The organism is Rossellomorea aquimaris, assembly GCF_020172085.1.
Taxonomy (GTDB): Bacteria; Bacillota; Bacilli; order Bacillales; family Bacillaceae_B; genus Rossellomorea; species Rossellomorea aquimaris_E.
The window spans coordinates 385,143-399,846 of sequence record NZ_JAIVAT010000007.1; the positions used below are offsets into that span (position 1 = coordinate 385,143).

Consider the following 14,704-nt stretch of genomic DNA (forward strand, 5'->3'; position numbering starts at 1 on the left):
CTCCTCACGATAGTCGTATTTCTATAACGTATCGGAGAATCGCGAGAATTATTCCTGTCTCCGGTAGAATGAAAGAGTGGCCTCAGCCATTTCCAGGATGTAATGCTTGAGGTCGGCAGGTTCTATCACTTTTACCCGATCGGCAAACCCCAGGAGATACGCCTTCGCTTCTTCTTCGGTATCGAAAGAGAGAGTCACAGGTATCCACGCATCACCTCTTCGATCGCCTACTTCAAGTACCCTGGCAAACCGTCCTGTGAATGTGAGCCTCGATAAGGCATCCGGTGATACCTTGACTCTCACTTCATAAGAAGGCAGCTTCTTAATGAAAGATGTGGTGGAGGACGACCAGTACTGAGACAAATTGAAGCCTTGAGGTCTTTTGAACTGCTCGTCCAACGTTTCGACATGGTGAATCCGGGAGACCCGGTAATTACGAATATCCCCATTCTCTTTGGCGGCGACGAGATACCAGAGATCCCCCTTCGCCACGAGCCCGAGTGGTTCAACCGAGCGGTCATTCGTTTCTCCGTCAGCGCGTTCGTAGGAAATTTTCAACATGTTTTCCTGGAATATTGCCTCTTTAATGATTTCCAGAGAAGTAGTTTTGTCTTTCTGCTTTCTCCATGAACTTATGTCGATGTGGATCCGGTTCCATACGTCCTGCGCATTTTCCCGGTAAGTGGATGGGAGGGAGGCGATCAGTTTGTTCCGTGCTTCCTCGGTCGTGCGGGTCAGACCGAGGTCGTCAAGAAGTTGAACGGATGGAGACAGGAACAGAGCACGGATTTCTGCTTCCTTCAAGCCTGTCAGATCCGTCCGGTAGTCCTTAAGGAGCGACCAACCCCCGTTTTGGCCTCGTTCCGCCACCACGGGAATCCCTGTGCCGCTAAGGGCCTCCATGTCCCGGTGAATGGTCCGCTCGGATACCTCCAATTTTTCAGCCAGTTCTTTCGCAGTCATCCGTCCATGTGTTTGCAGTAGTAATAGAATCGATACTAATCGGTCGCCTCTCATTTGCCTCACCCTTTTCAATCATTTAGTTTTATTAAATGAAATATGACAACAGATGTCAAGAATGGAATCGTATAATGGGTGTATCTCACATGTTGAAAGGAATGGTTGGATGAAATCACTGACAGGAAAAGTAGCACTTGTAACAGGGGCGAGCCGGGGAGCTGGACGTGCAATAGCCGTTGAATTGGGAAGAGCCGGGGCCACTGTATATGTAACGGGACGCAGTACGAAAGGGAGATCGACGCAAAACTTTCCGGGGACGATTGATGACACGGCTGCTCAAATTGATGAAGCAGGTGGAAAAGGGATTGCGATTCAATGTGATCATACGATCGACTCTGAGACAGAGGCAGTCATCGAGCAGATTCGAAAGGAGCAGGGGAAGCTTGATATTCTCATCAATAATGTATGGGGCGGTCATGATCTCATCGTTAAACACGGTGCTTTCTGGGAACTGCCACTAGAGATTTGGGATACGATGTTCACTGCAGGCGTCAGGGCACAGCTTGCTACCAATCATTTTGCCATTCCGTTACTTAGGGAAAATAAAGAAGCATTGATCATTCATACGACGTTCTGGGATGACGGCAAATACACAGGACAATTCTATTATGACCTCGCCAAAAACGCCCTCGTCCGCATGGCGTATGGACTATCAGAAGAGTTGAAACAAGACGGGATCGCGGTCATGTCGATATCTCCCGGGTTCATGAGAACAGAGCTAGTGCTTGAGCATATGGGAGTGGACGAAGAAAATTGGCAGGAATCAGAAGACTTAAGGAAATCCGAAACTCCTTATTATGTGGGACGTGCCATCACAGAACTTGCGATGGATCCCGGGGTGATGAAGAAGACGGGTCAAGTGTTGAAAGCAGGAGACCTTGCGAAAGAGTATGACTTTACGGATGTGGATGGGAGGTATATTCCACCGTTTACACTAGGATAGTCCCTTTTGGGGGGCTTTTTCTATTTGAAGAATGCAGTCTTAGTCAACCTCTATGCCGAATAAACTATCCATGATAACCACTTTTCAAAAGGAATAGGGGTGGCATGATGTTTTCCGTGACAGAAATGCAGACGTTTGAGTTGTTTTCTGTTCCCCATGTCTCGGTGCTTTTGATGTTTGTGGCGATATCGTTTTGGCTGGTGATATTCAGGCATTTCCTAAAGAGATATCAGTCAGTCTTGAAGTGGACGCTGTTTTGGATGCTGGTCCTGAGTGAAGTGTCGGGGCATGTCTGGCTTGTGGCAACAGGTACGTGGGAAGTGGGAGACCTACCTCTCCAGCTTTGTTCCATCAGTACATTCATCGCCCTTTTTCTCTTCCTGAAACCGAAACCGAAGCCGTTTTATCTGCTCTTCTTTATTGGATTTCTCCCTCCGATCTTGAGCATGGTGACACCTGAAATTGCGTACCAATTTCCTCATTTCCGCTTTCTTAAATATTTTCTTCATCACGCAGCCATTGCATGGTCCGTCCTTTATTTCATTGTATATGAGGGATACCGGGTACCAAGGAAAGCGGTCTGGACCGGCTTTTTGATGGTCAACCTTCTCGCCCTTCCGATTTTCTTCCTAAACATTCTTCTTGATACAAATTTCTTCTACCTGGCGAATCCGACTGAATCGAAGACGATCTTGTCCTTTTTCGGAACGGGGATCATCTATTATATTAATCTGGAAATAGCGGCACTTGTCGTGTTTTTCGTGACGTATGTCCCGATGGGGATGCTTTTAAAGCGGGAGAGGGTCAAAGGGTAATTTTTTTTGATTCGGCAACCCGTTCAAACATTTGAAAACCAGCTCATATATGAACAGAACCGGTTCATATAATAGAGGACAGGGGGAATCGCCATAACCGGGCTGGAATGGACGCATATTTACCCGTTGTATTGGTTTTTGAACAAAAAGGGGGAACTCTATGAGAAAGATGCTCGTTATCGGTAATGTTCTTGGTATTATTGTCATTCTTCTATTTATTATCCAACCATTCAGCACAGCGCCGCCGACACCGAAAGTGACATCAGGAGAGACTGTCATTCCGGTAACAGAGGGTTCCTATTGCTGGGATGGACCTTTTTCAGGTAAGTGCGTGGATAAGAAGTATTCCAGTATCGTAGCGATGGCAGGGGAAGAGCAGTCCGCCTCCGTAGCTCCAGGTGAAAATGTCACAGTAACATTTAAAAAACAGCCTAAGAAAATGGTAGCAGAGCAGTGGGTAGGGGATTCCCATGTAGAAACCGTGGAAGTGAAGGACCATTCGATCGTGGTTCCAGAAAAGGAAGGAATCTATGTGTATCATCTAGTGGCACACTGGAAGCAAGGGGACGGAAGTTATGTGTTTTCCGTGAAAGTGAAGTGAATGGAGGATTTCCCAAAACGCTTGGAGCTCCAAGCGTTTTGTCATGTCTTACAATTTGAGCTTCAGCCCTTCATGCGTGGCTTGAAAGCCCAATCTCTCATAAAATCTCAGTGCATCCGGCCTTTGCTTATCCGTAGTCAGTTGAATGAGGTGACAGCCACGTGCTTCTGCCCGACGGATGGCCCACTGGATCAGTTTCGTTCCAACCCCTTCACCCCTCACGGAAGCAGAGGTTCTCACGCCTTCAATCGTCGCTCGCCATCCACCTTTGTGAGTGAGGTATGGTGTGAACGTGATTTGCTGAACCCCGACTACTTCTTTCCCATCACAAGCGACCACCAACTCATTATTTGGATCAGAATTGATTGCTTTGAACGCTTGTAAGTAACTTTGGGGAAGGGGATGTTCATAACGCTCACGTTTCGTGCCCAGCACGTCATCGGCGAGCATGGCAACTATGCAATCGACATCTTTTTCGGTAGCTTCTCTGAATCGCAATTCTCTTTCCAAATGAATTCTCCTTTTCGTGAAAACGTCTTTATATCTCCTATGCTAACTGAATTTACCTTATTAGTTAATGAGTATTATTTTATGAAAATCTATAAGTTTACCTTATCGTAAAATGTTAAAAAGGCTCTCACACCAAATGGGTATGAGAGCCTTTTCCGTTTACACCTGCGTCTCAAACTGCCTTGAATACAGTCGGGAATATGGTCCATCTCGCTTCAGCAATGCTTCATGAGTCCCTTCCTCCACGATCTTTCCTTCTGACAAAACAACAATTCTACCAGCGTTCCGAATCGTCGATAATCGATGGGCAATGACGAGGGTCGTTCGTCCCCTGGCCAGCATCTCCAATGATTCCTTGACGATGCATTCACTTTCATTATCCAGAGCGCTCGTCGCTTCATCGAGAATCAGAATGGGCGGATTCTTCAAGAAAACACGGGCGATACTGAGACGTTGCTTCTGGCCGCCGGATAACCGGACGCCACGCTGGCCGATGTCGGAATGATACCCTTTTGGCAAACCTGTAATGAATTCGTCGGCATTTGCCTGCCGGGCAGCCATCATCACCTCGTCGTCTGTCGCTTCGGGATGACCGTAACGGATATTCTCCATGACGGTACCGGAAAAAAGATATACATCCTGCTGCACAATTCCGATGTTGCTTCTGAGAAAATGTAAGTCCAAATCTTTCACATTTATACCATCTACATAAATCCCGCCACCCCTTACGTCGTAAAAGCGGGGGATCAGAGAACCAAGGGTCGTTTTTCCGGCTCCTGATGGTCCGACGATGGCAACGTATTCCCCTGGAAGGACCTCAAGGGATAAACCTTCGAAGACAGGTTCTAAGGATAGATCGTATTGAAAGGATATGTTTTTCAGTGAAACATGCCCGTCAACGGTTGTGAGGGTCTTTGCCTCTGAAACAGACTCAATATCAGGTTTGGTATTCATGATTTCCAAGAATCGTTGAAAACCAGTGGCACCTTCCTGTAATTGAGTGCTCATGTGAGTGAGTCTCTGAATGGGCTCAATCATAAAGGCGATATACAGCAGAAACGTAATCAAGTCAGGCAGGTCAAGAGAAGCATTCACAATCTGGATGGATCCGAAGATGACGATGGTGATTGTGATCAGTTGAATGAAGGCTTCCGTCCCGTTATAGAAGTAAGCCTCCGCTCGATACGTTCCCTTCCGGCTTTCCAGGAAACGGTGATTCTCTACATTGAATTTCTTGATTTCAAGCGCTTCATTGGCAAACGACTGAACGACGCGAATGCCGGATAAGGAATCTTCCACCTGGGCATTGATATCGCTGATCCGCTCTTTATTATTCGTCAACGCACGGTTCAATTTCTTATTGAAATACAGGGAGAAGAAACCGAGGACCGGAAAGAAACAAAAGACGGTAAGGGTAAGCGGAGCATTGATCCAAAATAGAATCACAAATGCCCCAAGAAAGCGAACAAGGTATTTCACATAATCTTCAGGACCGTGATGATAAAGCTCAGATACCATCAAGAGATCATTCGTCACCCGGCTCATCAGCCGGCCGGTCTTCTCTCTATCGTAGAAGCTGAAAGACAGCTTCTGCAGATGGGCGAATAATTCGCCTCGCATATCGCTCTCCATTCGTGCCCCGATCTCGTGGCCCTTGTAATCCACAATATAATTTCCGACGTTCTGCACAATCACAAGAAGAATCATCACACCGCCGATCCAAAGAACATCGGCCAAAGCAGTGGAAAGACTTCCTGCCAAAACATCCTTTGTCACATAGCGGACAAGCAACGGAAAAACGAGCGTCAGGGAAGACGTCATCAACGCACAGAACAATACGAAAAGAAAAATCGAGCGATACGGTTTGTAATACGAAAAAAATTTCTTCACTGGAAAAGACATAAGATACCCCTTTATGTGTTAGTTCACAGAACACATATAAGGGGGAAGACCGTCATCGTTAAAAAGGTATCCCACCCTTATATGAATGTACGGTTACCATAGCCTTGTTTCTCATGAAAACAGCCTCCTTTAGTTTCGATACATTCATTGTATGCTGGGGTAAAAGAAAAATAAAGTTAATTTTCTGAAAATGACATCAGGTTAATTGGGGAAACCTTTTATTTTTAAGGGATCCAGTTTTAAGCAAGGTTGAGGGTGAATGGGGTGAGGGGAGAAGAGAAGGGAGTAAGGATAAACTTAAATTCTGTAAGGGTCATGGCGACCTTCCATTCCACGTGGCCAAAACAAACAGTAGATCTTTAAAGAAAGAAGAGTTAGTAAACAACAACGCGCCTGTAGTGGGCGCGTTGTTGCTGTTGTTTCAAGGGCATGGAAACAAGCAAGATTCATAAATCTATTCAACCAACCAAAAAATCTATGATCCTATCCCTTGTTTTTTGAGCTGATTCCTTATGGTAGTTTGGCGAATAAGGGTCACTGAATCCATGTTTACCGCTATATTTCTGAATGTCGATGTGCTTTTGTTCTAATGCCGCAATGACTTCGTCCACCTGAAAGGAGGGTTCTTCTTCTGGGAAGAACAACATGGTCGGACACAGAGGTGTGACCTCCAAATAGTTTCGGATACGTGAACCATAGTGACCTATAACTCCATCAACCCTTTCATCTTCACTAGATAACCAGGCAATCGTTGCACCTACACTGAATCCTATTATCACGATTCGTTTGTATTTCGGGCGATAGGTTGAGAGAAGGTCCTTTATTTCTTCTGAAGAATTTTCAAAGCCTATGTGCTCTATGAAATGATGGTAAGCGATCTCTTCTTGAGAGTAATCAAAAGGACCTCTTTTCTCTAGTAGATCGGGACAAATGACGTCAGCACCCTGATTTGAAATGAATGTGCAGAAGTCTTGGATATGTTGGTTGATTCCGTATATTTCGTGGATCACGATTACGAGCGTTTTAGAATGTTGTTGAAAGTGAAGCATGTTGTTTCCCCCTTAATATTTCTTTTGTTTTACTGGTTTTCCTGGTTGCATTGAAATGTAAAATTGAACTTAGTTTTGCGATACGGGTTGAGTATAAAACGGACACGTAATTTCCATTTTATATCCAAAATGCAGTAAAATATTACCTGGGTAGATATTATATTAAATAATACTTTTTCGTTATGTGAATACATAAATATAAATATGATACTCATTCAATAAAAGGAGGAGAGGAAATTGGCACCTCGGTACATGTATCAGAGAGAAATCAAACATGATGGACTAAATAAATATAGGGTAATTAAAGGAGACAGTTACTATGTAGTTGAACAAAAGGCTCTAGCACAGGTGAATCAATGGGACGAAATGTGGAGAAAGAAAAAAGAAACTGAAATGAAAAAGGTAGAACGTGACAATATAATTAGAGAAAAAGAAGCAAAAAAAGAACTGGCGATTGAACTTACAACTGAAGCTGGAGGGATCCTACAGGAAGTTGAAAATACATTATTGTTCACTTTAGAAATTGATGATGAGATCAATTGGGAAAGTTTAAAAGATACAAGTACTTTTAGCAAGGCTAAACCTAAGGAGCCAAAGTTGGTAAGTCTCCCAGAAGAACCTACCCAAAAAATGGAGAGGTTCCAACCTAAATTGGGATTTTTGGATAAGATATTTTCTTCAATGAAACAAAAGAAAATTGATTTGGCTAATGAACAATTAAATAGAGCTCATATAAATTGGGAGAAAGAAAAAGATAGAATTAATAAAAAGAATCAAGAAGATTCAGCACTTTTTGGAAAGAAACTACTTTCATGGGAAGAGGAGAAAAAGAAATTCTTAACTAAACAAGAGGAAAAAAATAAAGCAATCCAAAACCAAAAAGAAAATTATCTCAACTCATGTCCTACAGCAATAGTAGATTATTGTGACATGGTACTCACCAATTCAATCTATCCAAATGAATTTCCACAAGAATTTGATATAGACTACAATCCAATTAATAAAATTCTTGTTATTGATTACTCTCTACCTTCACTACATCATATACCAACCTTGAAGGAAGTAAAATATATACAATCAAAAGATGAATACAAGGAAGTACGATTGTCAGCAACAGCAGAGAAAAAGATGTATGATAATCTCCTTTACCAAATTACATTAAGGTCTCTACATGAATTATTCGAAGCTGATGCAATTAACGCATTGGAATCAATAGTATTTAATGGTTGGGTTAAATCAGTGGATAAGTCAACCGGGCAAGAAGTAAATGCATGCATACTATCTGTTCAAGCATCTAAAGAAGAGTTTATGAAAATCAACCTTTCACTCGTAGATCCGAAATTATGTTTTAAGAATTTAAAAGGTATAGGAAGCAGTAAGTTACATAGCATATCTCCTATTGCACCTATTATTAAAATAGACAGGAATGACCCTCGATTTGTCTCATCATATGATATTGCAGACTCCATTAATGAAAGCGATAATTTAGCTGCTATGGACTGGCAAGATTTTGAACATTTAATTAGAGAATTATTTGAAAAGGAATTTAAACATTCTGGTGGAGAAGTGAAAGTCACACAGGCAAGTAAGGACGGAGGAGTAGATGCAGTGGCATTTGATCCAGACCCTATACGAGGAGGAAAAGTAGTAATTCAGGCAAAACGATACACAAATGTGGTTGGTGTATCTGCCGTGCGTGATTTATATGGTACCTTGCTAAATGAAGGTGCTAACAAAGGAGTATTAGTTTCAACAGCGGATTATGGACCGGATGCATACGAATTTGCAAAAGGAAAGCCTATAACTTTGTTGAGTGGGAATAATCTTTTACATTTGTTGGAGAAGCATGGTCATAGGGCTAGGATTGATTTGAAAGAAGCTAAGAAGTTGTTGATGGAGAAGGGGTTGGAAGCTAAGTAATATTTAGAAGATATGTTCTTCTTTTTAAAAATCCCTTTGCATCCTTATAAAAGGAATACATAAAAAAAGACATGGGTCTCAGTCTCATGTCTTTTTTTATGTGAAGTGATAGATAGATCATCCATGTTAGAATTTTATTTGCGATTATAAAGGGAATTTATTTAGGATTTCCAAATCAGTATCCTTGTTAATTTGAGAAAGAATTGGAGAGGTATTACTAATATATTTAGAAACAGAATTCGATATATACGCTTGTGGTACAGCTTCACTTGAGAATAATACTAATTGGACCAGACGCATACCACAAGTTAGATTTATTGCGTTTACTCCGTTATTTTCTAATTGTAAAGTTAGTGTTCCTGCATAACCTGGGTGTACAATTGATGTCACATTTAAACCCAGACGGTTTAAAGAAGACCTTGTACTAATCATTCCTACGATGTTATTGGGTATTCTTATATACTCAAAAGTATTTACTAATACTAATTGATTAGGATGCAGAATAAAAGCCTCTCCAAACTTACGATAAGTAGTCTGAAAAAACTGTTCTATTGGCTCTTCAACAGTACCCAGCAATGGGGACTTGGTGGGAATAGAAACTTTGAACTCTGTTCCTAGTCGTAAATCAATACTAGCACCATTTAATTGGGATTTTTCTAATAATGGTGTGATAATTAATTTATCTTCTAGATTTTCGTCATTTAAAGAGAGCCTCTCTTCAATTAGCTGGCTAGTTAGTACTGACATCGTTCCACCTCCTATGTATGTGAGCAGACATTAATGCTTTCTTTATTAGGTTATTGATCATTTCCCTAATATTATAATCTTGTTCATGTTCAACAAGGTTATCGCTTAATGTGTCTTTGTATACGATATAAGCATGCCATCCTGCATTTAGAATACTAATGCTATCCACAGGACCATCAAATAATTCGTTTGGCGGTATAAAATTAGAAACTTTTTTTGAAAGTTTTGGAACTAGCGAATTATACTGTTGGGCTGTGTAATGTAGATCACCTGGAATAGTAGATACAATAAAATCAATAATGTAATCTAGATTTTCCATTAAAATATTTTCTATTAATGGATATGATTCTTCGTTGAGTGTTAGTCGATAGAGTAGTGTGTCATTAATTTCCCCATCTAAAAAGCTTCTTGCACTATTAGTATTAGCATGTTCCCACTTTTGTTTGCTAATTTCTATAGAATTTTTAATATCTTGATCGAAAATCTGATCATAACCCAGTTGTGCAAATGTTCTAAGTCTAATTAGGCTTCTAATTGAAGATCTAGGATGGGTAGGGGAATATGAGTCTGATAAACTACCATTTTCAGATAATGAGCTGAATGTGAATATACTATCACCGGAAAAATGAGAGGCAGGACCATATAATAAAATGCCAACAATATCAGCTACAAATTCTTTTAACCAATTGACTAAATAGTCTTCACCTAAAACCTTTACTACTAAGTCTTTTTTTATTCTATCTTCTTGCTCGGAATTTAATTTTATATTTGGAGGTATTATTTTTAATTGAACATAATCCTTCAAATTATTGATGTTTTTATGTTGTAATAACTTTGGCAGTAACGATGCTGAAATGTTTAAGTTAGTATGTAAATCAAAATAATGCCCTAGCTCATGTCCCATTACACAGCCTAATAAAACATCATCTTTATGAATAATAGGAAACTGAATTAATATTTTTTTCTTTAAATCTAAATCTAATTCTGGTAATAACCTGGAGAGGTTGTTAGAAAATTTACTCCAAACGTCACCAATTGCATAGTTTAGTATCCAAACTGGTTGAGTAAAGAATAAGGTCTCATCTCCAAATTTCAAGATAAGTTCTTTTGCTGGTACCATAACTTCCATTGGATGATGAGTAATATTTGCTTGAGAAATGAAACTTACGATTTTTTGTAAATAATTTAATGCTTGACGATATAAGATAATTTCTGAGTAACTTGAATTTGGAATCAGTTCGAATTTTTTTAATAGTAGGTTACAAATGGCGGATAGTTCTTCAACAAAATTGGATGCTTCAATTGAAGGATAGGAAGTTAATTTTAGTTTTTCAATTTGATTAAACAATGCAAAAGCTTGATCATGGTGTATTTGAAGTGAATGATCAAAAAAGTAGTCAGTAGAATTTACCAATCGAAGTAGTTCCTTTGATTACTAATTTTTTTTGTGGTCAAATTACTAATTAAACTTGAAAGGAAATTAACTAAAATTTTTCTATCCGCCTCGCTTAATGAAGAAACATTACTTAAGCTGTTTAATAAATGTTCTACATTATCTTTGAAAGAAGATTGTAAAATTTGTTCAGGTGTTAAACTTTTACTTATTAAAGAGTAAATTTCTGAGGTCTCTAATTGATGAAAGTCTAAAAAAATACCTTCGTAATGAGCTTTACCGCTACTTAAAAAATCGGAAATTGTGCTTAAATTTTCTTCAGAGATATTTTTGTTCTCCAGTATTGAGTTTCTAAGCGCATAAAATTGTTGAGTTAAATATAATCTCTCTAATTTGCTATCTTGAATTACTAAATCGTCACGTTTATCTACAGTAACAATCATTATTGTACACTCCCTCCATATAATTTATTATAATAATTCGCTATTTTAAATTATATATCCTTCTTTTGGAAAATAAAACTAAATATAATTCAACAGTCGTTCTGTATCGAGGAATTTACCTCTCCATCACATGCAAACAAAACTCTAAATCTGCCTGAATATGTTCCTTCATCAACCTCTCAGCTACCTCTCCATTATGAGAAATAATAGCGTCATAAATCTCCTGATGCTCATCAATCAAAAACGGCCGATTATGATAAACGACTGTCTTCCTAAAGAGATAGATGATGGATTGCATGCGTTCGATTGTATCAATCATGACGGGGTTATTTGTGGCATTGACGATGACGTCATGGAATTGTTTGTTGGCTTCCATGATTTCTTCGGGTGTCCCAGTTCTGCCAACCTGAATACATTCTTTCAGTTGGTTCAGGTCGTGTTCGTTCATGAAGGTGGCGGCTGATTTGGCAGCAAATCCTTCTAGAAGGATTCGGACCTGGAAGTAGTGTCGAAGGTCCATGTCGGTTGGGTTGACGACGCGTTTTTGCTTGACGAGACCTTCCTGTTCTAGTTTGCGGATCGATTCCCGGATCGGTGTCCTGCTCACTCCAAGTTCTTCTGCCATTTTTTCCTCTATAAGTTTGGTTCCCCGTTCGAGTTCACCGTTTAAGATTTTATCTCTTAGGTATTCATATGATTGTAAATAAGCGTGCTGCTGAGTTTTCTTCTTCAAGTTGATCGACTCCAATGAAAGACTCTGTTTAAGTCTTCTTCCCGTATTCGGCTTCCTTAATTAAAGCCCTTTCTAAAAGTATAGAACGAGTGGGGATGATTTAAAAGTTATAACTAAAAATAATTTTGTATACATTTTATATAATTTTGTATACAAAATATAATTTATTGTGTACAATTGGTGACAATAACAAAATGAAAACGCTTAATCAACAGGAGGGAATGGACATGAGACTTGGATTTATTGGTCTTGGGATTATGGGTAAACCGATGTCACTTAATCTAGTACGGAATGGCTACGATGTAACTGTGTTTGATATTAATGAGTCTGCAGTAGAAGAGTTGGTGGGCTTAGGAGCGAGGGGTGCAGGTTCTCCGAAAGAAGTGGGTGAAAATAGCGATATTATTTTCACGATGCTTCCAAAAGGCGAGCATGTGATGAGTGTGGTCCTTGGTGAAAGCGGTGTCATCTATGGAGCGAATGATGGAACAATTATAGTGGATATGAGCTCGATCTCACCAGTTCAGTCGAAAGAAATCGCCGTGGCTCTTAAAGACAGGGGAATGGAGATGCTCGATGCTCCTGTTAGCGGTGGTGAACCGAAGGCAGTCGACGGAACTCTGGCCATCATGGTTGGAGGAAAAGAAAAAATCTATGAAACAGTGAAACCTGTACTGGAAGTGATGGGGCAGAGTATTACTCTCGTTGGAGATCATGGTTGCGGTACGACAGCGAAGCTTGCCAATCAAATTCTGGTGAACGTCCATATCGCAGCGATGTCAGAGGCACTTACGTTAGCATCGAAAGCGGGAATTGATATCAAGAAGATGTACGAAGCGATCCGTGGAGGGTTGGCTGGAAGTGCAGTGCTGGAAGCAAAGGTACCGTTGATCCTTGAACGGAATTTCGTCGCTGGTGGCCGGATTGATATCAATGCGAAAGACCTGACGAATGTAATGGATACCGCTTACTCCATTGGTGTTCCGTTACCACTTTCAAGTCAGGTACTAGAGATGTACCAATCATTAATGGCAAATGGGAAAGCAGCTGATGATCATGGGGGGCTCATTCAATATTATGAGAAGCTTGCGAATCATGAAGTAAATGGTGTCAGTCTGTGATGAAAACAAACCATGTAGAGAAGATCCTCTCAAATTATCAATCTATCAACGTAGAGGAAGTAAACAAATGGTGGAGGAAAATCAGACCTGGTTTTACACACAAAATTGTCGTCCTTGATGACGATCCGACAGGTGTTCAAACCGTTCATGGGGTTTCGGTTTTTACAGACTGGGAGGAAGAAACCATTGAACAAGGGTTTGCCGAAGATAATCAAATTTTCTTCATCCTGACGAATTCGAGAGCCTTTACGGCAAAAGAAACTGAGCAGGTCCACCGGGATATTGCAGTACGAACCGAGGCGATCTCCAAGAAAGTTGGGCTCCCATACCTCATCATCAGCCGTGGTGATTCAACTTTGAGAGGTCATTATCCTCTGGAAACAGAGGTTCTCAGACAAACGATAGAAGCTGAAAGCCACATGAACGTTGATGGGGAGGTTATCCTTCCGTTTTTTAAAGAAGGCGGTCGATTGACAATAGAGAATACTCACTTTGTTCAACAGGAAGATATACTGATTCCTGCCGGAGAAACTGAATTTGCTAAAGACCGGACATTCGGCTTCAAGTCTAGTCATTTAGGTGAATGGGTCGAAGAGAAGACGAATGGAGCTTTTTCTGAAGCTGGTGTCACGTATATTTCACTAGAATCCATTCGAGGCATGGATATAGAAGGAATCATTGATCAATTGCTTGAGGTGAAGAATTTTGGGAAAGTAGTGGTCAATGCACTTGAGGAAGAAGATGTGAGAGTCTTCACGACTGCCCTGATCATTGCGATCGAGAGAGGGAAACGATTCATCTTCCGAACGGCAGCAACTTTTACAAAGGTAATCGGGGATATTTCTTCACGACCATTGTTAACAAAGGAAGAATTGATCAGCGAGGAACGGGAAAATGGCGGATTGGTAATTGTCGGATCTCACGTTAAGAAAACGACCGACCAGTTAGAGAAACTTAGGGATCTGTCATCCCTGCATTTCATTGAATTTGATGCTCATTTGGTGCTAGATAAAGAGGCGTTTCAAATAGAAATCGAACGTGTGCAGCGTGAAGCGGAGGCCAAAATCACTGAAGGGGTAAGCACGGTCATCTATACGAAAAGAAAGCGCTTAGATCTTGGAGACGGGATGAAAGAACAGGAGTTGCAATTATCTGTCGAGATTTCGAATGCCGTCACAAGTATTGTGCGACATTTCTCCGTAAGACCCAATTACTTGATTGCTAAAGGTGGCATCACTTCAAGTGACATTGGCACAAGAGGGTTATGTGTCAGACGGGCCACCGTTGCAGGTCAAATCGCACCGGGAATCCCGGTATGGAAAACTAGTGAAGAGAGTACGTTCCCGTTCATTCCATACGTTATTTTTCCAGGAAATGTTGGAGCGGTCACGACGTTAAGAGATGTGGTCTCGACACTGGAAGGTTAATGGAACAATGCAGAATTGCCAATGTTTTAAGGGGAATGCTAGGTGGTTCTGCTTGTGATAAAAGTGTTTCACAAAACAAA

At 40.8% G+C, this 14,704-nt stretch carries 14 protein-coding genes; 6 read left to right on the top strand and 8 right to left on the bottom strand.

What is annotated here, in order from left to right; genetic code table 11:
• Nucleotides 1–48 precede the first annotated feature (48 nt).
• Nucleotides 49–1,017 carry a helix-turn-helix transcriptional regulator gene (locus tag LCL96_RS14455; protein ID WP_224942160.1) on the bottom strand — a complete coding sequence of 323 codons (969 nt, stop codon included), beginning with the start codon at nucleotides 1,015–1,017 and terminating at the stop codon, nucleotides 49–51.
• Between the two features lie 109 nt (nucleotides 1,018–1,126).
• On the opposite strand from LCL96_RS14455, the gene LCL96_RS14460 reads away from it, so the two are divergent.
• The 3 genes from LCL96_RS14460 to LCL96_RS14470 all read left to right on the top strand — a co-directional run bounded on the left by LCL96_RS14460 (nucleotide 1,127) and on the right by LCL96_RS14470 (nucleotide 3,379).
• Nucleotides 1,127–1,963: an SDR family NAD(P)-dependent oxidoreductase gene (locus LCL96_RS14460; RefSeq protein WP_224942161.1), complete on the top strand. Its 837-nt coding sequence runs from the start codon at nucleotides 1,127–1,129 to the stop codon at nucleotides 1,961–1,963.
• Between the two features lie 104 nt (nucleotides 1,964–2,067).
• Nucleotides 2,068–2,778 (top strand): TIGR02206 family membrane protein, encoded by a 711-nt coding sequence (locus tag LCL96_RS14465; RefSeq protein ID WP_224942162.1) that lies wholly within the window; start codon nucleotides 2,068–2,070, stop codon nucleotides 2,776–2,778.
• A gap of 160 nt (nucleotides 2,779–2,938) precedes the next feature.
• Nucleotides 2,939–3,379 carry a hypothetical protein gene (locus LCL96_RS14470; RefSeq protein WP_224942163.1) on the top strand — a complete coding sequence of 147 codons (441 nt, stop codon included), beginning with the start codon at nucleotides 2,939–2,941 and terminating at the stop codon, nucleotides 3,377–3,379.
• Nucleotides 3,380–3,427: 48 nt separating this feature from the next.
• Here LCL96_RS14470 and LCL96_RS14475 read toward each other — a convergent pair whose 3' ends face one another.
• The 3 genes from LCL96_RS14475 to LCL96_RS14485 all read right to left on the bottom strand — a co-directional run bounded on the left by LCL96_RS14475 (nucleotide 3,428) and on the right by LCL96_RS14485 (nucleotide 6,840).
• Entirely contained in the window at nucleotides 3,428–3,889 is a 462-nt protein-coding gene (locus LCL96_RS14475) for a GNAT family N-acetyltransferase (protein ID WP_224942164.1), read from the bottom strand.
• Between the two features lie 159 nt (nucleotides 3,890–4,048).
• Entirely contained in the window at nucleotides 4,049–5,791 is a 1,743-nt protein-coding gene (locus LCL96_RS14480) for an ABC transporter ATP-binding protein (RefSeq protein ID WP_224942165.1), read from the bottom strand.
• A gap of 458 nt (nucleotides 5,792–6,249) precedes the next feature.
• Nucleotides 6,250–6,840, bottom strand: coding sequence for a dienelactone hydrolase family protein (locus LCL96_RS14485; protein WP_224942167.1), 591 nt, complete (start codon nucleotides 6,838–6,840; stop codon nucleotides 6,250–6,252).
• Nucleotides 6,841–7,077: 237 nt separating this feature from the next.
• Between LCL96_RS14485 and LCL96_RS14490 the strand changes: the two genes are divergently transcribed.
• A complete protein-coding gene (locus LCL96_RS14490) occupies nucleotides 7,078–8,760 on the top strand; it encodes a restriction endonuclease (protein ID WP_224942169.1) in 1,683 nt (560 codons plus the stop codon).
• A 144-nt stretch (nucleotides 8,761–8,904) separates the two neighbouring features.
• Here LCL96_RS14490 and dcd read toward each other — a convergent pair whose 3' ends face one another.
• The 4 genes from dcd to LCL96_RS14510 form a co-directional block, all read right to left on the bottom strand.
• On the bottom strand, nucleotides 8,905–9,507 hold the full coding sequence (gene dcd / locus LCL96_RS14495; protein WP_224942171.1) for a dCTP deaminase: 603 nt from the start codon (nucleotides 9,505–9,507) through the stop codon (nucleotides 8,905–8,907).
• A complete protein-coding gene (locus LCL96_RS14500) occupies nucleotides 9,491–10,921 on the bottom strand; it encodes a hypothetical protein (protein WP_224942172.1) in 1,431 nt (476 codons plus the stop codon). Before LCL96_RS14500 ends, dcd begins: the two co-directional genes overlap by 17 nt.
• Nucleotides 10,915–11,343 carry a hypothetical protein gene (locus LCL96_RS14505; protein ID WP_224942173.1) on the bottom strand — a complete coding sequence of 143 codons (429 nt, stop codon included), beginning with the start codon at nucleotides 11,341–11,343 and terminating at the stop codon, nucleotides 10,915–10,917. Before LCL96_RS14505 ends, LCL96_RS14500 begins: the two co-directional genes overlap by 7 nt.
• Before the next feature lie 115 nt (nucleotides 11,344–11,458).
• Nucleotides 11,459–12,076 (bottom strand): GntR family transcriptional regulator, encoded by a 618-nt coding sequence (locus LCL96_RS14510; RefSeq protein ID WP_224942174.1) that lies wholly within the window; start codon nucleotides 12,074–12,076, stop codon nucleotides 11,459–11,461.
• Nucleotides 12,077–12,297: 221 nt separating this feature from the next.
• On the opposite strand from LCL96_RS14510, the gene garR reads away from it, so the two are divergent.
• Entirely contained in the window at nucleotides 12,298–13,197 is a 900-nt protein-coding gene (gene garR / locus LCL96_RS14515; protein ID WP_224943470.1) for a 2-hydroxy-3-oxopropionate reductase, read from the top strand.
• Complete coding sequence (locus LCL96_RS14520; protein WP_224942175.1) at nucleotides 13,197–14,624, top strand: four-carbon acid sugar kinase family protein; 1,428 nt, start codon at nucleotides 13,197–13,199, stop codon at nucleotides 14,622–14,624. The genes garR and LCL96_RS14520 overlap by 1 nt, the downstream gene beginning before the upstream one ends.
• Nucleotides 14,625–14,704: the final 80 nt, after the last annotated feature.